This is a genomic window from Bacillus taeanensis (assembly GCF_003318295.1).
Lineage (GTDB): Bacteria > Bacillota > Bacilli > Bacillales > UBA6769 > Maribacillus > Maribacillus taeanensis.
This window is the reverse complement of sequence record NZ_QOCW01000009.1, coordinates 127,055-148,471: the sequence shown is the minus strand read 5'-3', so window position 1 is coordinate 148,471 and position 21,417 is coordinate 127,055. Positions and strand designations below refer to the sequence as shown.

Annotated in this window: 18 protein-coding genes; 14 read left to right on the top strand and 4 right to left on the bottom strand. The window is 36.5% G+C overall.

Annotated features, from left to right (window positions below):
* Window positions 1-142: 142 nt before the first annotated feature.
* From DS031_RS10745 to DS031_RS10705, 9 genes are all read left to right on the top strand, one after another.
* A complete protein-coding gene (locus tag DS031_RS10745) occupies window positions 143-964 on the top strand; it encodes a sugar phosphate isomerase/epimerase family protein (protein ID WP_113806076.1) in 822 nt (273 codons plus the stop codon).
* Between the two features lie 31 nt (window positions 965-995).
* A complete protein-coding gene (locus DS031_RS10740) occupies window positions 996-2,171 on the top strand; it encodes a substrate-binding domain-containing protein (protein ID WP_113806075.1) in 1,176 nt (391 codons plus the stop codon).
* Window positions 2,172-2,216: 45 nt separating this feature from the next.
* Window positions 2,217-3,401 carry a levoglucosan dehydrogenase gene (locus DS031_RS10735; RefSeq protein WP_113806074.1) on the top strand — a complete coding sequence of 395 codons (1,185 nt, stop codon included), beginning with the start codon at window positions 2,217-2,219 and terminating at the stop codon, window positions 3,399-3,401.
* Between the two features lie 64 nt (window positions 3,402-3,465).
* Entirely contained in the window at window positions 3,466-4,971 is a 1,506-nt protein-coding gene (locus DS031_RS10730) for a sugar ABC transporter ATP-binding protein (protein ID WP_113806073.1), read from the top strand.
* Window positions 4,952-5,923 (top strand): ABC transporter permease, encoded by a 972-nt coding sequence (locus DS031_RS10725; protein ID WP_113806072.1) that lies wholly within the window; start codon window positions 4,952-4,954, stop codon window positions 5,921-5,923. Before DS031_RS10730 ends, DS031_RS10725 begins: the two co-directional genes overlap by 20 nt.
* A 33-nt stretch (window positions 5,924-5,956) precedes the next feature.
* Window positions 5,957-7,135 carry a Gfo/Idh/MocA family protein gene (locus tag DS031_RS10720; protein WP_113806071.1) on the top strand — a complete coding sequence of 393 codons (1,179 nt, stop codon included), beginning with the start codon at window positions 5,957-5,959 and terminating at the stop codon, window positions 7,133-7,135.
* The gene (locus tag DS031_RS10715; RefSeq protein ID WP_113806070.1) at window positions 7,132-8,103 is read left to right on the top strand and encodes a sugar phosphate isomerase/epimerase family protein; all 972 of its coding nucleotides are present in this window, start codon (window positions 7,132-7,134) and stop codon (window positions 8,101-8,103) included. The genes DS031_RS10720 and DS031_RS10715 overlap by 4 nt, the downstream gene beginning before the upstream one ends.
* A gap of 210 nt (window positions 8,104-8,313) precedes the next feature.
* Complete coding sequence (locus DS031_RS10710; RefSeq protein ID WP_113806069.1) at window positions 8,314-9,264, top strand: sugar ABC transporter substrate-binding protein; 951 nt, start codon at window positions 8,314-8,316, stop codon at window positions 9,262-9,264.
* 113 nt (window positions 9,265-9,377) lie between these two features.
* Window positions 9,378-9,938: a Ger(x)C family spore germination C-terminal domain-containing protein gene (locus DS031_RS10705; RefSeq protein ID WP_113806068.1), complete on the top strand. Its 561-nt coding sequence runs from the start codon at window positions 9,378-9,380 to the stop codon at window positions 9,936-9,938.
* On the opposite strand, the gene DS031_RS23635 is transcribed toward DS031_RS10705, so the two are convergent.
* On the bottom strand, window positions 9,935-10,102 hold the full coding sequence (locus DS031_RS23635) for a hypothetical protein (RefSeq protein ID WP_181833105.1): 168 nt from the start codon (window positions 10,100-10,102) through the stop codon (window positions 9,935-9,937). The genes DS031_RS10705 and DS031_RS23635 overlap by 4 nt on opposite strands.
* A 42-nt stretch (window positions 10,103-10,144) precedes the next feature.
* On the bottom strand, window positions 10,145-11,254 hold the full coding sequence (locus tag DS031_RS10700; protein ID WP_113806067.1) for a GerAB/ArcD/ProY family transporter: 1,110 nt from the start codon (window positions 11,252-11,254) through the stop codon (window positions 10,145-10,147).
* A 324-nt stretch (window positions 11,255-11,578) separates the two neighbouring features.
* Here DS031_RS10700 and DS031_RS10695 point away from each other — a divergent pair, with 324 nt between their 5' ends.
* The gene (locus DS031_RS10695) at window positions 11,579-14,137 is read left to right on the top strand and encodes a substrate-binding domain-containing protein (protein WP_245947341.1); all 2,559 of its coding nucleotides are present in this window, start codon (window positions 11,579-11,581) and stop codon (window positions 14,135-14,137) included.
* A gap of 146 nt (window positions 14,138-14,283) precedes the next feature.
* Window positions 14,284-14,613 (top strand): BC1872 family protein, encoded by a 330-nt coding sequence (locus tag DS031_RS10690; RefSeq protein WP_113806065.1) that lies wholly within the window; start codon window positions 14,284-14,286, stop codon window positions 14,611-14,613.
* An 85-nt stretch (window positions 14,614-14,698) separates the two neighbouring features.
* Here the strand turns inward: DS031_RS10690 and DS031_RS10685 are convergent, their stop codons facing one another.
* Window positions 14,699-16,273, bottom strand: a complete 1,575-nt coding sequence (locus DS031_RS10685) for a sensor domain-containing diguanylate cyclase (protein WP_113806064.1) — start codon at window positions 16,271-16,273, stop codon at window positions 14,699-14,701.
* Between the two features lie 751 nt (window positions 16,274-17,024).
* Between DS031_RS10685 and DS031_RS10680 the strand changes: the two genes are divergently transcribed.
* Together DS031_RS10680 and DS031_RS10675 are read left to right on the top strand one after the other, a co-directional pair.
* Window positions 17,025-17,984 (top strand): aldolase catalytic domain-containing protein, encoded by a 960-nt coding sequence (locus DS031_RS10680; RefSeq protein WP_113806063.1) that lies wholly within the window; start codon window positions 17,025-17,027, stop codon window positions 17,982-17,984.
* Window positions 17,985-18,223: 239 nt separating this feature from the next.
* Complete coding sequence (locus tag DS031_RS10675) at window positions 18,224-19,270, top strand: tetratricopeptide repeat protein (RefSeq protein ID WP_113806062.1); 1,047 nt, start codon at window positions 18,224-18,226, stop codon at window positions 19,268-19,270.
* Window positions 19,271-19,420: 150 nt separating this feature from the next.
* On the opposite strand, the gene DS031_RS10670 is transcribed toward DS031_RS10675, so the two are convergent.
* Complete coding sequence (locus DS031_RS10670) at window positions 19,421-19,957, bottom strand: hypothetical protein (RefSeq protein ID WP_113806061.1); 537 nt, start codon at window positions 19,955-19,957, stop codon at window positions 19,421-19,423.
* A gap of 324 nt (window positions 19,958-20,281) precedes the next feature.
* On the opposite strand from DS031_RS10670, the gene DS031_RS10665 reads away from it, so the two are divergent.
* Window positions 20,282-21,388 carry a histidine kinase N-terminal domain-containing protein gene (locus DS031_RS10665; RefSeq protein WP_113806060.1) on the top strand — a complete coding sequence of 369 codons (1,107 nt, stop codon included), beginning with the start codon at window positions 20,282-20,284 and terminating at the stop codon, window positions 21,386-21,388.
* The last annotated feature ends 29 nt before the right edge of the window (window positions 21,389-21,417 follow it).

Below are 21,417 nucleotides of genomic sequence, written 5' to 3'. Positions count from 1 at the left end.
GAACAGGTGAAAAAATTGTCCATTATCTGTAAACGTTTACCGAGAGCGATCCTTAATGAGGTTATTACTTTAAGGAGGTGATGGAAAACCATTCGAGGTTTAAGGTACACCACGAAACATAATAAATAAAGGGGGAGAAACAATGAAACTTGGTTATCAAACAAATACTTGGGGCGGGGTAGTTGGACATCCGGCCGGGGTGACTTCGATAAAAGATTTATATTATCTGGCAAATGGTTCAACAGAAGAAGCGGTGAAAGATATTGCTGCTGCAGGCTTTGCCGGAATTGAACTTTTTGATGGAAACTTAATGCAGTATAAAGAGCGTAAAAATGAATTTAAAGAGCTTCTAAAGCAGAATTCTCAAGAATTTATCGGGGTATACACAGGCGGTAATTTTATTTATCCCGATGTGTTAGAAGAAGAGCTGTTAAAAATTGAGGAAGTTGCGGCACTTGCTTCTGAATTAGGTGCACAGCATTTAGTTGTCGGAGGAGGAGCGGTTCGCGCAAAAGGCATTTTAGAAAGCGACTACAATGATCTAGGTGCCGCGCTTAATAAAGTAGTGGCAATCGCAGAAAAGTACAATTTAATTGCGAGCTATCATCCGCATTTAGGAACAAATGTACAAGCGCCAGATCAATTAGATAAATTAATGCCTCTTACAACGATTAATCTTTGCCCAGATACAGCTCATATCGAAGCAGGCGGCGGTGATCCTGTTGAGGTTATTAAGAAATACGCGGACAGAATTAAATATATTCACTTTAAAGACTATGAAAACGGTGAATTTCTTCCGTTAGGTCACGGGCATCAAAAGTTTGATGAAATGATTTCATTGTTGGACGAGCTTCAGTATGATGGCTGGATTACGGTTGAGTTAGACAGCTATCCTGATCCAAAACAAGGCGCTGAGATCAGCCGCAGCTATTTAGCAGCATTTGAAAAGGCAAACAAAGCCTAAAAATAAACAAAAAAATAGGGGGTTTAAAAGTATGAAAAAATTGTCTTCCTTAATCCTTGTCATTCTTTTATCGAGTGTGCTTGCATTAGTTGGGTGCGGGAATCAAAGTGCTTCAAATGAAAGCAGTTCTGAAGGTGAAGCAAAAGAAGCAAGTGCACTGCCTGCTTCTGGACCAATTACAATCAACCAAGACATTCCAAGTGACCAAAAAATTGAGAGTAAAGGTCCAAATGGAGAAGAGGCAGTTTCAGCGAAAACATTAGAATTAACAGAAGAAGAAATTGCGAAAATTAAAGAAGGTAATTATAAGGCAGCAATTGCGATGCACTATGCAGGAAATGACTGGTCTCAAGCACAAATTGATGGTTTAAAAGCTGCATTCAGCAAAATGGGAATCGAAGTATTGTCAGTAACGGATGCACAATTTAAATCTGAAAAGCAAGTATCGGATATTGAAACAATTCTTGCGAGAAACCCAGATATTATTGTAAGTATTCCTGTCGATCCAGTATCAACAGCACAAGCTTACAAAATGGCAGCAGAGCAAGGCGTAAAGCTAGTATTTATGGACAATGTACCAAACGGATTAGAACATAAAGAAGATTATGTAAGCGTTGTTTCAGCTGATAACTACGGAAATGGTATTCAAGCTGCAGAAATTATGGCTGAACAACTAGGCGGAAAAGGTAAAGTAGGTGTTGTTTACCATGATGCAGATTTCTTTGTTACAAAACAACGAACAGATGCTTTTGAAAAAACAATGAAAGAGAAATACCCTGATATTGAAATTGTGGCACGAGGCGGTATTTCTGGACCGAACGATGGTTTGAAAGTAGCTGCTGCGATGTTAACAAAACATGGAGATCTTGATGGGATTTTTGGAGTTTGGGATGTTCTATCAGAAGGTATTTTAGCGGCTGCTCGTCAAGCAGGTCGTGAAGATCTTGTGATTACAACAATCGATTTAGGAACAAACGTAGGCTTGAATATTGCCCAAGGCGGTTTAATTAAAGGATTAGGAGCTCAGCTTCCATATGATCAAGGAGTAGCTGAAGCAATTCTAGCGGCACATGCTCTTCTTGGAAAAGAAACACCATCATATGTGGCAGTACCTGCGTTAAAAGTAACACAAGAAAATATACTCGATTCATGGAAGATGGTTTATAACTCTGAGGCTCCTGAGGAAATTCAAGAAGCCGCTAAATAAAAACGTTAACTATTTAAAAACAATTATCAAGGAGGATTTTAACTTATGAAAACACTTAATGTAGGACTAATTGGAGCAGGATTTATGGCGAAGGCGCACTCACTAGCAATTGCAGGAATGCCAATGTACTTTTGGCCGGCACCAGCGTTAACAAATCGTAAAATGGTAGCTGATCTTAATGAAGAATCTGCAAAAAATGCGGCATTACGTTTAGGTTATGAGCAGTATACAGCAAACTGGAAAGAGCTTGTTGAAAACCCAGACATCGATATCGTTGACATTGTAACGCCAAACGATTCACACGCTGAAATCGCGATTGCGGCTGCTAAAGCTGGGAAACATATTATTTCTGAAAAACCACTTGCTCGTAATGCAGCAGAAGCAAAATTAATGTTAGATGCTGTAAGAGAAGCTGGCGTGAAGCATATGGTTGCCTTCAACTATCGTCGTACTCCAGCGGTTGCTCTAGCGAAGAAATATATTGAAGAAGGTGCAATTGGAAAAGTATTAAACTTCCGCGGCACGTATTTACAAGATTGGTCAGCAGATCCTAACTCTCCGCTGTCTTGGAGATTTAAAAAAGATGTTGCAGGTTCTGGTGCATTAGGTGACATCGGTACACACGTTGTTGATTTTGCCCGCTATTTAGTTGGAGAAATTTCAGAAGTTATGGCGACAACGCAAACATGGGTGAAAGAACGTCCGATCCAATCTGGCGGCGTTGATAAATTAGGAACAGTTAAGTCAGGAGCAGATGTACCAAAAGGCGAAGTGGATGTAGATGATGAGCTTTCTACATTACTGCGATTTGAAAATGGTGCGGTAGGAAGCATTGAAGCAACACGTAATGCATGGGGACGCAATAACTTCTTAACGTTTGAAATTCATGGTGAAAAAGGTTCTCTATACTTTAACTATGAGCGTCGTGACGAGCTTCAAGTGTATTTCGCTGATGACCCAGCAGATCGTAAAGGCTTTAGAACAGTTTATACTGGACCGGCTCACCCATATGGTGACGCGTTATGGCCAATCCCGGCTCTAGGTATTGGTTACGGCGATACGAAAATCATTGAAATTCACGATTTCGTAAAATCAATTGTTGAAGATACAGAGGTATCACCAAACTTTGAAGACGGTTATCAAATTGCGCTTATCTCTGATGCAATCTTACAATCAGCAGAACAAGAAAAATGGGTAAAAGTAAATGAAGTATTAGTACAAACACCGTAAATAATGTTACAAGAAATGGGGTCAGATGACCCCATTCCTTACAAATGATAGGGGTGAGAATAAGATGCGTGAAGCAGAAACTATTCTTGAAATGAAGGATATTACAAAATCCTTTAATGGAATCAGTGTTTTAAAAGGTGTTAATTTTGAACTGAAAAAAGGTGAAGTCCATGCATTAATGGGCGGTAACGGTGCAGGTAAATCAACGCTTATGAAAATATTAACCGGTGTTTATGAAAAAGACGGCGGTCAAATTATGATAGACGGAAAAGAAGTTAGTATTAAAGAACCTCAAGATTCGTTAAAAAACGGTGTCGCGATGATTTTCCAAGAGTTTAGCGTCATTCCAACATTGACGGTTGCTCAAAATGTTTATTTAAATCGTGAACAATCAAAGAGCGGCGGCTTTATTGATGATAAAGAGTTAAATCGTAAAACAGCGGAAATTTTAAAAGAATTAAATGTGAATATTAGCCCTAAAACATTAGTTGGGGATCTTGATACAGGTTACTGGCAAATGACTGAAATTGCGAAGGCAATTTCGCAAAATGCAAAAATTTTAATTATGGATGAACCAAGTTCTGCTCTTACAAAAAGTGAAACAGAAATATTATTCGAACTCATTGAAAACTTAAAAAGCAAAGGGATTTCAATTATTTATATTTCACACCGCATGGATGAAATTTATAAAGTTTCTGATCGAATTACTGTATTACGAGATGGAAAACGTGCGATTACCTCTCCCTGCTCGGAATTATCAATGGATGAACTCGTTGAAAATATTGTTGGTAAGAACATGGAAGGTGCATTTGCTTGGAAAGAAAGAAAGCTTCCAGAAAATAAGCAGCCTGTTTTAGAAGTGAAAAACTTGCATTCCGGTAATCGAGTAAACAATGTTTCCTTTCGTTTATATGAAGGAGAAATTCTTGGAATTGCTGGATTAATGGGAAGCGGAAGGTCGGAAATTGTTCGTACTATTTTTGGAATTGATCCAGTTGAACAAGGTGATATCCAGATTAATGGGAAAAAGCAATCGATTAAGAGCCCTGAAGACGCAATCAGGGCGAGCATGGCATTAGTGCCAGAAGACCGCAGATTACAGGGGCTGGTGTTAGATCATAGTGTAAAAGAAAATATTATTTTACCGATTTTAAATAAAGTATCAAATGGAAGCATTGTGCAGAAAGAGAAAGCAAATAAAATTTCTGAGGAATTGGTAAAAAAGCTAAATATTAAAACAGATAGTATTTTTAAAACGTCAAGATTACTTTCAGGTGGTAACCAGCAAAAAATTGTATTAGCGAAATGGTTAGCAAATGATCCGACAATTTTAATGCTTGATGAACCGACAGCTGGTGTTGATATTGGCGCAAAAACAGAAATTATTGATATCATTCGTGAGTTAGCGGATAGTGGTAAGTCTGTATTGGTCATTTCTTCTGAACTTCCAGAGCTGTTAGCGGTTTGTGATCGTATTCTAGTTTTAAAAGATGGAAGTATAAGTAAAGAGATGTACCGTAAAGAAATTCAATCTGAGGAGGTACTTGAACATGCAGTCCAAGGCATCTAAGTTAGTAGAATCTCCAAAACTATTTAAATTTGATTGGAGACAATATATTGTATATATCGCTTTTGTTGGTGTATTTATCGCTTTTTCGATTTCATTGTATGATGAAGGGTTCTTATCTGTAAATAATATTTTAAATATTGTACGTCAAACAGCAATGATTTCTATTATGGCAGTTGCGATGACATTCGTTATTTCTTCAGCCGAAATCGATCTTTCTGTTGGATCAATTGCAGCCCTTGCTTCATTAACTGCTGCTTTAGCAGTAAAGTCATTTGGATTACTAGGCGGTGTCGTTGTAGGATTAGGCACTGGAGCAGCGATTGGATTAATTAATGGTTTACTAGTTACAAAAATTGCGATTCCTTCGTTTCTAGTAACATTAGGAATGATGGGAATTGCAAAAGGATTAGCGATGTGGATTACAGCTACGGCGCCTGTGCCAATTTTAAATGAAACATATAACTTTATCTTTGGTTCAGGATCAATCGGTGCTATTCCTATTCTACTCATTTGGACGTTACTAATTGCTGCTGCTGGACATATTATTCTTCGAAAAACAACGTTTGGTCGGAGAATACTTGCAACAGGTGGTAATGAAAGTGCAGCTAAATTCTCAGGGATTAATACGTCAAGAGTTAAATTACTAGTGTTAACAGCATCTGGTATGCTGGCTGGTTTTGCCGGAATGTTATATGCCGGACGATTACAAGCAGGTCGTTTCACATTCGGTGAAGGTGATGAATTATCAGTAATCGCAGCCGTTATTCTTGGTGGTACAAGCCTTTTTGGCGGAGTAGGGACAGTAGTTGGAACGGTGATCGGTTCTCTATTAATTGGAACAATTAATAATGGTCTCATTATTATGGGTCTTGATGTCAGCCAGCAAATGGTTGTAAAAGGATTAATTATTATTCTAGCAGTAGCATTTGGTCGAAAAGCACTTAATAAATAGAAAATGTTTTTGGAAAAGGAGAGTGGAGATAAAATGAACAAAGTCAAAGTTGGAATTATCGGAACAGGTTTTATTGGACCGACACATATTGAAGCGATTAGAAGACTTGGTTTTGTGGAAGTCGTTGGATTAGCAGAAAGTACGCAGGAGGCGGCTGAGCAAAAAGCCGCTGAGCTTGGAATTCCAAAAGCATACGGCGATTACCGCGACATGCTGAAAGACGATGAAATTCAAGTGGTGCATAACTGTACGCCAAATCATCTGCACTTTGCGATTAATAAGGAAATTATTTTAGCAGGAAAGCACGTTGTTTCTGAAAAACCGCTCGCAATGTCGAGTGAAGAATCAGCTGAGCTGTTAGAGCTTGCGAAGAAACATAACGTTGTGCACGGTGTGAACTTCAATTATCGCCAATTTCCGATTTTAAAACAGTTAGAAACAATGGTGAAAAACAATGAAATTGGTAAAGTGAACTTAGTACACGGAAGCTATTTGCAAGATTGGTTACTATTTGAGACAGATTACAATTGGCGTTTAGCTCCTGAAGTTGGCGGAAAATCGCGTGCTATTGCTGATATCGGCTCACACTGGTGTGATACGGTGCAGTATGTAACAGGTAAAAAAATTGTTGAAGTGTTCGCTGATTTAGCAACGGTTGTGCCGGTAAGAAAAAAGCCAACAGCAGCGAGTGCAACATTTGGCGGACAAGCATCAGCTGAAGAAAGTTATGAAGATGTTGCGATCAATACAGAAGATTATGCGTCCGTTCTTGTCCGCTTTAATGATGGAACAAAAGGTGTTTTCACTGTTTCGCAAGTAAGTGCCGGAAGAAAAAATAGACTTGATTTTGAGATTAACGGCAGCAAAAGCTCTGCTTATTGGAATCAAGAAGAACCAGAAAAATTATGGATTGGTCACCGCGACAAAGCAAATGAAGTGCTTCTAGCAAATCCTGCCCTATTTTCAGATGAAGCAAAAGCATCGATCCATCACCCAGGTGGACATAATGAAGGCTGGCCGGATGCTCTAAAAAATATGATGTTAAATTTCTACACATTTGTTCGCGATGGAAAAGATCCTCATACAGATCAAGCAAACTTTGCGACATTTGAAGATGGCCATCTATCCATGTGTATTACGGATGCTATTTTAGAAAGTCACGAAACACAAAAATGGGTGAAAGTTGCAGTCGGTGAAGAGGTGCTTTCATGAAACTAGGCGTATTTACGGTTTTATATCAAGATCTGCCTTTTGAACAAATGCTTGATAAAGTAGTAGAAATGGGAGTAGAAGCAGTCGAATTAGGAACAGGAACTTATCCAGGAACAAAGCATTGTAATCCGGATGAATTATTAGAGGATGCTTCGAAATTAAAAAACTTTCAGCAAGCTATCGATAAAAGAGGATTAACGATCAGCGGTTTAAGCTTTCACAGTAATCCGCTTCATCCAAACAAAGAATATGCGAAACAATCTCATGAGGCATGGCGTAAAACAGTGCTGTTAGCAGAGCGCTTAGAAATTCCAGTTGTAAACGGTTTTTCCGGCTGCCCTGGTGACTATCAAGGTGCAAAAAATCCGAACTGGGTAACGTGTTCATGGCCGCCTGAATATTTAGAAATTCTTGATTGGCAGTGGAATGAAGTTGTTATTCCATATTGGAAAGAAGAAGCAGCATTTGCAGAATCGCACGGTATCAATAAAATTGCTTTTGAGATGCACCCGGGATTTGTTGTTTACAATCCGGATACTCTTCTAAAGTTAAGAGAACATGCGGGAGAAAGTATCGGGGCTAACTTTGATCCAAGTCATCTCGTCTGGCAGGGAATTGATCCTGTAGAAGCGATCAAAAAATTAGGGCGCGAAAATGCGATTTATCATTTCCATGCGAAAGACACATATCTTGATGAAGGCAATATTAAAGTGAATGGTGTGCTTGATACGAAGCACTATAGTGAAATTTTAGATCGTTCATGGACATTTCGTTCAGTAGGCTACGGTCAAAATGAAAAAAAATGGCGTGATATCATTAGTGCGCTAAGAGCAGTTGGCTATGATGATGTGATTTCCATTGAGCATGAAGATATGCTTGCGTCAGTTGATGAAGGATTAGGAAAAGCCATTTCTCTTCTTCATAAGATTCTGTTTAAAGAACAAGTAGGAGAAATGTGGTGGGCATAGTTTTCATTATAAACTAGAGATAAAATCCATCGTTTGCGATGGATTTTATCATTGCTATTTTTTTGTTAAACCTGTTTCTTCATTTAATAAGTGATAAAGTGAACAGAATTATTCATTCAAAAGTGGTTGTGTCATGACGTATGACATAGCCATTTTTTAATCAACAAGTGAAGGCGGCTTCTTATATGAAGATGGGAAGGAGAACAAATATTGAAAAAGAGCTGGATGATTCTAGTAGTTTTTATGATTTTTCTTGCTTCTTTAATAAGCTGTTCATTTAAATTTCTTCAAGAAGAGGAACGTCCTAAAGTTGTGGTCGTTTTAAAATCATTAAACATCGAATATTGGAAAATATTTAAATCCGGAGCAGAAAAAGCGTTTGATGATTTTCAGATTGATGGAAAAGTGATTGCACCAGCTTCTATGTATTTAATCAAAGATCAGATGAATATGTTAAAAGATGTTTTAAAGCAAAATCCGGATGCGCTCATTGTCGCACCCACTCATCCATCTGCCACGATTCCTATACTGATAGAATATAATGAGAAAAATATTCCAGTCCTGCTCGCGGATACAGATGCTGGCTGGGAAGAACAAACGTCTTATATAGGGACTGATAACACTGCCTTAGGCAAAATGGCTGGGAAATTACTAGCCTCTATGCTGCAGCCTGGCGATCAAGCAGCCCTCATTAGTGGAGCAGTAGTCGATACGTTGAAGACTGAACGAATCGAGGGAGCGAAAAAAACGTTAGAAGCTGCTGGAATTAAAGTTGTCACGGAACAGTCAGGGTATGATCAATTTGGAAATGCAAAATCCGTAATGGCAAATATTTTGGAGGATTATCCTGAGGTTAAAGGTGTTTTTGCCGCTGACGACACAATGGCTCTAGAGGCATTAAAAATCATAGAGGAAAAAGAACTGAAGATTCCCGTTATTGGGACTGACGGCATTACAAAAATGATAGAGTACATTGAAAAGGGAGCGCTGAGCGCTACTTTAGCCCAGAACCCTTATGATATGGGATATCTAAGTGTGAAACAAGCTCTCAATGCAATAAAGGGAGAGAATGTTTTAAACAGGATTGATAGTGGTGTTGATATCATAACTCAGGATAATGCGAGAGATAAGCTGGATTTTCTAGAAAAATTGTTAGATTAGGAATTTCTTGTGTTAAATAAGGCTCTTCTACAAACAGCATTTGTGGAAGAGCCTAAACTAGCAATAATTTTGAAGTAAGTTCAGCGCTTAATTGTTAAATAGACTTGGTAAAAATGTTGAAATTTGCGGGAGTTGCAGCATTTAAAGATGACAAGTTAGCAGGATTCCTAAATGAAAAAGAAACACAAGGATTAAATTGGGTCATTGGAGATGTAAAAAGAAGGGTACTGACAATGAACTCTATGCTTAAAGACGATAAGCTCATCTCGATCGAAGTCATTAGGGCAAACACTCAAATTGAACCTAGATTAGAAGGAGACAACCTTTCATTTATCATTCATGTAGAAGAAGAAGGAGCTTTAGTTGATCAGCAAAGTGTAAACCACCTTAAGGCGAAATCGAAAAAAATCGTCGATTATCTAAGAAAAGTAGAAGAAAAAAACGAAGAGTTAATTGAAGAAGAAATTAAACTGGCGATGGCTAAAGTACAAGGAGATATTCAAGCAGATATTTTAGGTTTCGGACAGGCTTTACAGAAAAAATCTCCCGAAAAGTGGAACGAGGTCAAAGAAAAATGGGAGGAGTTGTTTCCAAACATCGATTATGAAGTAAAAGTAACTGCTAAGATTATTAAAACAAATTTGAAGAAGGGAACTTATCAATCGAAAGATTAGCTTTTTGTTTTTTTCGATAAGGCAACAGCATATAAAATCACGTTCCATAAAATGACTAAGACAAGAATGATCATATATAAAGCAGATCCAATGAAGAGGGTGCTCGGCAGGACGCCTATTTCTTTAAAGGTCGTTACTATTTTTAACAGATTGAAATGAAACATGTTGGTTGTCCACCCTCCTTCTAGGATCAATCGTGTTTGTGTTCAGGGTCTTTTTAATTTAAGCCTTTTGCTTTTTAACCAGATGATGATCAGGATTAAAATAGGGCACATTATATTAAAAAAAGTAAAAAAACTATAAATATAAGCGTTCGATAACTCAAATCCAACCCATCTGTGAAAAGCAAGATTTTTATAATACGTTAAAGAAAACCAGGTGAAACATATCGCACTAACAAAAATGAGCCATTTCTCATTTTTGAGATGAAATAAGGATTTGATTGCTAAAACTCCTCCGTAAAAATGAAGGGTCGTTTTGAAAAAACCTCCGATAAACAGAATAACCGCTGAGATTGAATCTAAATTTGTAATGATATCCGCTAAGTTAATATACTTAATAACTTCAAATAAGGGTATTTCAGAGTTAGCAGCGTATTGAACACCCAATACAGAAATAATAATGATCACAGAACATGTAACTAATAAACCTGATACGCCAATTGCCAAAGAGGCGATTCGAAAAATTTGTTCTTCTGCATGGACATATTGCCAGTACATCAAAAAGACAACCGCTTCGCCAAATGGAAAGTTCACTAGGGCGGGAAAAGAGGCATCTAAAACAGGAAGTATTCCATTTCCTAAAACAGGCTGTAACCGAGTTAAATCAACTTTTCCTGATAGGGCAATTAAAACATAGGTTGAGATTAAAAAAAACAACACAATGGGCAGCATAAGTTCACCTAAACGAGCTAATACTTCATATCCTGAGCAAAGAACGTAAATCACTGTCAACATAAAAATACTAAGAATAATAATCATTGGAGTAACAGGAAGCAGCGTGATGGAAATAAGCTCGCCAAACTCGCTAAAATTTAATAAACCTACCCAAAAGAATTTTAACGCATAGAGAAAAACTAAAGGACCTCCAATCCATTTTCCTAATACAGCACTTAGGATATCGGCTAAGTTATGGTTAGGGTTATATTTTTGAATTTTCGTATATACCCAAATCAATACAAAACTGCACAACATACCGATCAAGGTTGCTATCCAAGCATCTTGATTAGCCTCAATCCCTAAAGCAAACAAAGTAGTACTTCCAATTTCAAAAAGCATCATTAGTGTAAATAGTTGAAAGCGGCTAATACGTCTCATTAAAAATGATTCTTCCTTTTATAAAAAAATGGCTCGAGACTGCTAATAAGTAAGCTTAATACAATCATTGTTATCAAAAAAAGAGTTGTTTATAACTATTTATCAATGAAAAAAACAGAATAGGATTAGTGAACTTATACGGAAGATTGCCTTATAGAGTGATGTTCGACTAACTGGATTGACAGGTTTATAATAGATGCGAAATTAAAATATAGACCGCTTATATAATTGATTTCTGTCTTAGACCAACTATGATAAGTATTGCATATCAAAGCTGTATGATAATTTTAAAAAATGAAAAGGCAAGGAAGGAATGATCCACTCATGTCTATTTCAAAGGCAAGATTATATGAAGAAGTACTTCAGGCAATGTCAGAATGTGTCTTTATTCTTAAAAAATCAGGTGAAGTGACTGCCCTTAACAATAATTTTGAAAAAATACTTGGTATTCCGTCAAATATTGAAAACGAATCGAGCTTTGCCGAATTACAATATGTAAGAGAGGACGGTTCTCCTTTACCGCATTCTCAGCTGCCAGGAGTTCTTACATTAGAGCACGGTACTTCTTTTCACAATGTTGTCGTGGGAATCAATAATTATAAGAAGGAAATGAAATGGGTTTCAATCGACTCCACGCCTCTTAAACTAAGTAAAAATGATGAAAAGACTGCCCTTGTTCGAATTTCAGATATTACAGAACAGAAGAAAATGGAAAATGGCATGATTCAAGCAAGAGAAGAGGCTGAAAAAGCAAACATGGCAAAATCAGACTTTTTATCTAAGATGAGTCATGAACTTCGGACACCGTTAAATGGCATTCTTGGTTTTGCACAGCTGTTAGAACTCGAAGAATCATTAAATGAAACACAGCGAGATTTTGTGCAGGAAATTTTAAAGGGAGGAAGTCATTTATTAAACTTAATTAATGAAATTCTCGATTTATCGAGAATCGAAACAGGTAAGTTAAAAGTTTCGATTGATGAGGTTCACCTTCTAACGTTAATCGATGAATGCATCAATATCGTCCAACCGCTCGCAGCGAAGAAGAAAGTCAGCATTCACAAACAATTAAGTCAATCTCAAGACACATTAGTGCTCGCAGACCCAATTCGCCTGAAACAAATTCTTCTTAATCTTTTAGATAATGCGATTAAATATAATAAAGAGGGCGGCAGTGTAACAATCTTTTGTCATTTAGAAGGAAATGAGCAGCTTGTTCATATTATCGATACAGGTGTTGGAATATCTGTTGAAGAATATCAGAAAGTATTTGTTCCGTTTTATCGCATTCAAAGTACAAAAGAGGAAGGAACAGGTATTGGGCTGTCTTTAGTAAAACAGCTCGTCCATTTAATGGATGGAGAAATTAGTGTTACAAGCACAAAAGGAAAAGGAAGTGACTTTTCCTTTACTCTGCCTCTAGCCGCTGACTTTCAGGCTGTGATGCGCTGGGATGAAGAGGTGGAACCTCCTGCAGGAAAAGGTGAGAGGGCAGCTCACTACTGCTTACTATATATTGAAGATAACGAGTCTAACTTAAACTTAGTAAGCAGCATTATGAAATCGCAGCCTTCTTATACATTATTATCAGCTCATACAGGGAAAGAAGGATTAGAACTAGCCGCAAAAGAAAAAGTGGATTTAATTTTGCTTGACCTTAACCTCCCCGATCTCGATGGTTATGAAGTGTTTAATCTCTTAAAAGAAAATGAGAAAACGAAAGATACTGCCGTCATTGCGGTAAGCGCAAATGCGATGCCCGAAGATATTCAGCATACATTAAATAAAGGGTTTAATAACTATATAACAAAACCTATTAACGTAAAAGAGTTTCTCACAGTTGTAGGAGAGACACTGAATAGCACGATTGAACATCATATTCCAGATTATAAAATTTTAAGCACAGGGCCATATGGAGAAGAGGCTGTGTCGGCAAAAACACTGCAGTTATCATTACATGAACTTAAAACACTTAAAGAAAATAATTATAAGGCAGCAATTGCAATGCACTATACTGGAAATGATTGGTCAATATCTCAAATTGAAGGATTGAAAAACACATTTAAGAAAATGGGCATTACAGTAACAGCGGTAACGGATGCCGGATTTAACTGGGAAAAGCAGATCGCTGATATTGAATCGATTTTAGCGGACAAGCCTGATATTCTCATAAGTATTCCAGTAGATCCAGTCATGACAGCAGGTGTTTATCAAAAAGCGGCTCAAGCTGGTGTGAAGCTTGTGTTTATGGACAACATACCAAAAGGTTTTCAGTACGGAAAAGATTATGTGAGCGTTATTTCCGCTGACAACTATGGGAATGGTATTGAATCAGCTCATATTATGGCAGAACAGTTAGGCGGAAAAGGAAAAATCGGGATCATCTATCATGAAGCTGATTTTTTTGCAACGAAACAAAGAACAGAAGCATTTGAAAAAACGATCAAGGAACATTACAAAGACATTCAAATTGTTGATCGCATTGGGATTACTGGTCCAGATGAGGGAGAAAAAGTGGCGGCTGTTATGTTCTCTAAACATCGAGACTTAAACGGCCTCTTTGTCGTCTGGGATGTACCGGCTGAAGGAGCTTTGAAAGCCGCACATAAAGCGGGACGAACAAAATTGGTGATCACAACGATCGATTTAGGGAGGGATACGGCGCTCGAAATTGCCCAAGATGGTCTCATTAAAGGAGTGGGTGCTCAGCTTCCTTATCAGCAGGGTGTCGCTGAAGCGATTATTGCAGGCTGTGCTTTACTTGGCAAACAAGCTCCGCCTTATGTAGCAGTACCCGCTCTAAAAGTAACGAAAGAAAACGTTCTTGATGCTTGGAAGTGGGTTTACAACAAAAATGGACAGCAAACTATCTTAAGACAGTGATGATGGCTGCTATCAAGCAGCAAAAAGGAAATTTTAGGGGGATAAAATAAATAATGAAATTGAATGGAATGGTACATACTTCAATATATGGATGAAAGAGAGAAGGTTTATAAAGGTAAATAAATTTTTTTGTGAGGAGATTTAAGATGGACAATCAGGAAATCAATCGTTTGATTGCTGAGAAAGTGATGGGATATGAACTCGTTTATAATGAAAAGTTTGAGTTGAACGGATGGAAAATGGGTGAAAAATCATGGGCAGGAAGCTTTATCCCTTCAGCAAGCATTGAGGACGCTTGGAAGGTTGTTGAAAAATTAAGAGAAGACCAAATTAAGATGGATATCGTTTGTCAGCCGGAAAATTATGTTGTGTATGTATCTTCAGCAAATAATGAATCGTTAGAAATAAAAAGCAAAACAGCTCCTGAAGCAATTTGTCTTGCCGCATTAAAAGCAGTTGGCTATGAAATGGAATGAAAGCTTTTATTTTATCGCAAAAAATCCCGTCCATGTTTTAGACGAGATTTTTTCTTGTTTTGAGATATCATTAATAGCCATCTTATTAAGACCAGATTGTTGTCCGGTTTCTTCCTTCTAATTTTGATTGATACAACGCTTTATCTGCGAGTCTGAACAATTCATCTAACGAGCTTGAGTGGAGCGGATATTCTGAAATTCCTAAAGAAATTGTAATTGGTTTTCCAACAGGACTGCTGGTGATCTCTAGTGTTATGCGAATTTTTTCAGCGATATTGTAGGCTTCTAGCGATGTAGTGTGAGGAAGTAATAGAACAAATTCTTCTCCACCATAGCGAAAACAAAGATCTGTTTTCCTAACCATTGATTGGATGGTGTCAGCTAAATATTTTAACACTTTATCGCCCTCTTGATGTCCGTATGTATCGTTGACTAACTTAAAACGATCAATATCAAATGCAATGATGGAAAATACAATTCCTTCACTTCGCCAACTTTCCATTGTTTCATTAAGCTTTCTGCGATTCGGTAATTCAGTAAGAGGATCAGTTGTAGCCGCATGAATTAATTTATAATTATTTTTCTGAACCGCTTCAATGGCAATGGCAGCACTTTTAGATAAAATATCCGCTTCTCGATTCCAATGAGATTGAATAATTGGCACTGAGACTACTTGTCCAGAGGCAAGCTGATTTACATGTTCTGCTAAATTAATGAACGGTTCAGCAAGCTTTCGAGCAAGGTATATGGATATCACTAATAAGATAAAAAAGGGTGGGAGAATGTACAAAGTAAGTTGTTGAATATGATTCGAAAGCAGTTTTTCCACGTATGAAACAGGGGTTTGCTGGACGACTCCCCATCCTGTTTCCGGAATCATACTATAAGCTGCAAGCATCGGTATTCCTTTTGTATTTGTCACTCGTTCCATTCCGCTTTCACCCTGCATAAGCTTACGAATAACAGGATTAGCTGTTACAGTTTCACCGATTCGAGTGCTCTCAGGGTGAAACAGTAATTTTCCTCCTGGTCCAACCACATAATAATAGGAGCCGCTGTTATCAACAATATCATTGCCAAGAATTTCGTTAAGAATGTTTCGTTCTTGAAGATAGACAGCTCCGCCGATTATTCCTTTATAATTATTTTCTCCGTCATAAAGCGGTTGACTCATTAATACAATTAGACGGCCTGTCGGTGCAGTATACGGCGCTGTTAAAGCTGGACTTTTTAAATCAAGAACTTCTTTTGTCACTCCACTTTTAATCGTTTCGCCTTTTAATCCAACACTAAGAGGCGCTATATTGCGCACTAAGCCCGTTTCATCAATCCAAGATAAGGAGTTAAAGTACCTGCTGTTATTTCTTAAAAGTTCTAACTGTTCTTGGATATCTTCATCGGTCATGTCATCCTGCTCTGCAATAAAATTTGCAGTTTCCTCTAAGCTCATTTTCATCGATCTAAACACGGAATCGACTGAGCAGCTTAGCTTATCTGCCTTAGAATAATTTAGGGAAAGGTAAGTGTTTGTTAAAGATTCTTTCTCAGACTGATAAGATGAGAATAATAAAATCAAGGTTGTGAAAATAACAGAAGCTGAGACAAGACTGATTAATAGGGTAGTAAGTTTTAATTTTCTATTGAATAAAAATTTTTTCAAAGTTTTAAATCTCCTAGTTAAACAAAAAATATGAAGTAATATAGTCTCTTTTAAAGAATGGAGCCTCTTTCATGTTGATATTCATTAACTGTACCAAGGTGACTAAGTGCTTAACGAAAACTTAGTGAAATATATAGGTTTGAATCATTGATATTGGCTCAGGAAAAAGGAATGATTGATAAAAGGAAAAATAGGGTTAAAAACCTATTTTTGTTAACATGTTTAATCTTATCATCTCTTGTCTTCTTGAGGAAATCTGTTCAGTATATTTATCTATTGTTCAAGATTTTGTTAAAGATGGTGTTCTTTATAATTATTACTTTCTTGTATGTATACATAAACTAAATCACCATCACTAGAACTTTCATATGTTGCGCTAATCGGTTTTAAGTGTTTTTTCATTGTCATCATCATCTTTTTAGAAACATTGTTGTAAAATAAATAGGAATATTTATAAAATTATATTATAATGCAACATAATAATAGTTTGAAGGCGTGGGTTTTAAAAGAAGCTTTGAAAAAAGATTGACGGCTTTGAATAAATCATGATATAAACATAATAAGTTATTTTAATACATAAAAGCATAAAAGCGTAAAAGTGCGAAATGGTATATCTTCCATTTAATTTGTGGACGGCCATTCAGGTTTAAATTGCATATCTTTTCACTGCATTTATAATAGAAAAGCGTAAAAATGTAAAAATTAAAAATAACGTTACTAAAAGTACGATACATAGGGGGAAGTTACTATTATGGAAAAAAGCACTAACATTATAGACTGTACGATTCGTGATGGAGGATTAGTAAACAATTGGGATTTCAGCGTTGAGTTTGTGCAGGATTTGTATGAAGGTTTAAGTGCCGCTGGTGTAGAATATATGGAAATTGGTTACAAAAATTCAGCGAGACTTTTGAATGCGACAGAACCGAATCCATGGAGATTTCTTGATGACCATTTTTTAAAAGAAATTATTCCTGAGAAAAAGTTTACAAAGCTGTCTGCTTTAGTCGATATTGGTCGTGTTGATCCAAACGACGTGTTACCGCGTGAAGAAAGTGTATTAGACATGATTCGGGTGGCGTGCTATATTCGCGAAGTGGACAAGGGCTTAGAGCTTGTACAAATGTTTCATGATTTGGGCTATGAGACGTCACTTAACATTATGGCGTTATCAAGTGTACCGGAACATCAGCTTATTGAAGCATTTGACATGGTGAAGAAAAGTCCTGTTGATGTGGTTTATATCGTTGACTCCTTTGGCAGCTTAGATCCTAAGGATATTGAGCATCAAGTAAACAAGTTCAAAGACATGCTTCCAAACAAACAGCTTGGCATTCATACACATAACAACATGCAGTTAGCGTTTGCCAATACATTAACAGCGATGCGAAATGGCGTGACGTTCCTTGATTCATCTGTTTACGGGATGGGTCGTGCAGCTGGAAACTGCAACACTGAGCTTCTTGTTAGCTATATCCAAAAAGCAAGTTATGAAATGAAGCCGGTTCTTGGTGTCATTGAGAAGCATATGTTAGAAATGCGTGAGAAGTGGGAGTGGGGCTATATTATTCCTTACATGATCTCTGGCGTTCTTAATGAACATCCTCGTGTGGCGATGGCTTACCGTGCCAGCGACGAGCGCGACAATTTCGTAGATTTTTATGAAAAGGTAACATCACCTGAATCCACGATAGCGCCAGCATCGAAATAAATGAGATCGTAAAAGAGGCTGACTCAGTTAGAGTCAGTCTCTTCTTTATTAAATCGTTTATTTTCCTATGAATATCTATTATCACAAGCTTCGATTTTTCAATAATGTTCAACATTTCGCTAAATATATACGATATAATAGCAAAAAGTGGTTTTCTTAACAATAACTAGATTAATTTGAAAAGTTGTTTTTCGTGCCGTACATATAAATAAGATTCATAGCGTTGAGGGGGGAGAGAGATGCGGCGATTCCAAAATCTCAGTGAAGAGCAGCTGCTTGAATTAGAACGAACATGGGAATCTCAAGAAGCGCCTGCAGGGATGTTAGAAGAAGAACATCAAAATGAAGGAATGGCATTGTATCAAGCATTAAGTAAGTGCAATCCAAATGAGGAACGTTATAAGCTCCAGCTTGTTCAACTTCTTTTATGTGAAGAAAATGAGTTAAAGCTTAACGATCTTCCCGTACAACAAGATGAAAAAAAGAAGCGATATAAAGAAGCAAAGCGAATCTTTCAGCAAGTATTAAAACTTAAACCTGATCATCCTGGTGTTTGTTATCGTCTCGGTTTTTTATATTTTTATGGAGAAAATTGGGACAAGGCGATTTCCTTTTGGCAAAAAGCGCTGTTGATTACCTCAGAACATCACAGTTTTCATTTAGCGAGTGATCAAAAAATTAAAGCAAACGCCTATATTGCAAAAGCCCTGCATTTTAAATCGCAGCAGTCTCTTTTAGAAGCACAGAAATTATTTAATGAAGAGAAAGATGAAGCGGTGAAAGGTGAAACAATTCTTATGATTGAAGAGCTTAAGAAGCAGGTGTTTCCCTCCTATCAAGAAGAAGAGAAGCCTTTTCAACTCATTGATTCTAATAAAAGTAAACGATACATCACGCTGCGTGAATATGAAAACTTAGCTATCCCTGAAAAAGACACCGCCATTTTAAATTTCGTTCATGAAAATGATGTTACCTTTTATACGATCTATGGTGAGGTTCATTTAAATAAAAAGTATGCATATTTATTACAATTTTTAATGATCAGCGGGAGATTTGTGAATGTTGATGAGATTGTGAAACGCTTTTTATTTTTACAAAATGCCCAGGATTCAAAAGCTCTCTTATACCAAATGATGAGAAGGTTACGCCTGAGACTTGCGCCGGCAGTTAATCGTGACGGTGAGGAAATTATCATAAAAACGACTGAAGGATATAAGTGGAATCAAGAAATTAAGTATATTATTTTAAAGAATAAAGACGGTATTGATGAATGGATCCATGCTTAGGCATGGATCATGAAATGAATAAAAACAGAGCAGTAAGGAGAGGGCATATTAAAGAGTAGCAAACTATTGTTATACGCATTTTTATTGTTAAATATTTTAGGGCTGCTGTACTGGATTAGTACCATGATATTTTCAAATTAAAAGTATTAGTTAAGAATGAACAGATAGCTTTTCTTTTTTAGCTGAAATGGAGAACGTTTTTATTTTTCTCTTTTTGTTAATGAACAGTGTATCTAAATGAAAATATTTATCAAGACTAAAGGAATACATATTTGATCGAAACATGAGTAATGAAAAGGCATTTGTATAAAGAATAAGACTTATAAGATTCATGTTTCCAGAAAGAATAAAGTTGATATGCATAAAAAGACAAATCAGAATAGAAGGAAGGATAAATAAACCTGTGATTAGAAATAGGCCAAGGATTATTTGGGCAATTGGAATCATGTAGTTTAAAACAAGCACATGCTCTAAAACGATAGTTTCTATGAAAGTTTTATAGAAGGCTGGAACATTGGAGCTTTGTAGTGAATGTAGGAGATAATTGTTTAAAAACACACCTGGTTCCTTAAACCATAACTTTTCAGTAATTTTAGTTACACCTGCTAATAACCAACCTAATCCAAACAGAAAACGTATTAAAACAATAAGCACAGCAAACAACCTTCCATTTTTGATGATTTTCATTTAAAATTCCTCCTTTGTTTATTTTCCTTAAGTAATTTATTTTGCCTCAGGGAAACTTTTTCGTTAAAAAAATTTATCTAGGTATTTTTACTAATGAATCATATGCTTTATGATCGAAAATGTTTCCTTTACGCAACAAATTTTATCAAATGCTAAAAGAGTTGTAAACATCTATTTAAATACGCGGCCGTACGAAAAGACTCTTTAACAGCAGCATTCATTTCATTTACACTATATTTCTGATAAAATATTGCTATAACAATGTTTAGAAAAATATATATAATGGCTCCTTCCTTGATAATGAGAGTGAAACGAGGTATTTAAATGACGTCGATTCGTAAGCAACTAATTTTATTTTTAGAAAATAATGCTTCTTCTTTTTTAACGTCTTGGAGAGAAAAGCTTTTGATTTCTGAAAATGATCTCTATAAAGAGAAAGTAAATAATAATGGGCTGAAAATGTATGAATTAGTGAAACGCACGCTTGAAAATTCATTGGATGAGGACGATATCCGGAAATTAGCTTATCACGTTGCTTTTGAAAGAGTGGAAGCCAATATTAATATTGGGGAGTTTGTTTATAATGTGAATTTAGGACGAAGTGAAATTATTAAATGGATGATGAATTCGGAATTGTCTACTCAAGACCTGCAGCCGCTTATCGAAGAAATTAATACAGTGTTTGATCAATTTACTTATTATGCGGTAAGAAAGTATACCGAAATAAAGGAAGAGAAATTACAAGAGAAAACCTTATTTATTAATCAAACTCATAAAGAGCGGCTGACGATTTTAGGACAAATGTCATCTAGTTTCGTTCATGAATTTAGGAATCCGTTGACCACTGTTCTTGGTTTTGCAAAACTCTTGAAAAGTGAATATCCTGATTTGAAATATTTAGATATTATGGAGCATGAACTGCATCAATTAAAAGCTCGAATTACTCAATTTCTTCATGTCTCGAAGAAAGAGCTTATCAATGATGAAAAAATAAGTCTTTCTTTATATGAATTGTTTGATGAACTGCTTGAATTTCTCTACCCGAGCATCGTCGATGGGGATGTAACAATTGAAACGAATATTGATACTGATATACAAGTTTTAGCTAATAAAGAGGAATTAAGACAAGTGTTCCTAAACCTTTTTTTAAACTCAATTGATGCTTTACAGCAGGTAAACTATAAGCGAAAAATAAACATTGATTGCAGCATGGCAGCTGGAAATGTTGAAATAATGATCTCAAATAATGGTCCAATGATTCCAAAAGAGATTATAGAGGTTATTTTCGAGCCATTCTTTACAACGAAGGAATTAGGGACAGGAATCGGTTTATACGTTTGTAAAAAAATTATTGAAAACCAACATGGAGAAATCAGCTGCGTGTCAAACGATAAGTTAACAACCTTTACGATCAAGTTACCTTTATTGTAAGTTTTTTGAAATCCCGTTTAAAAGATCAT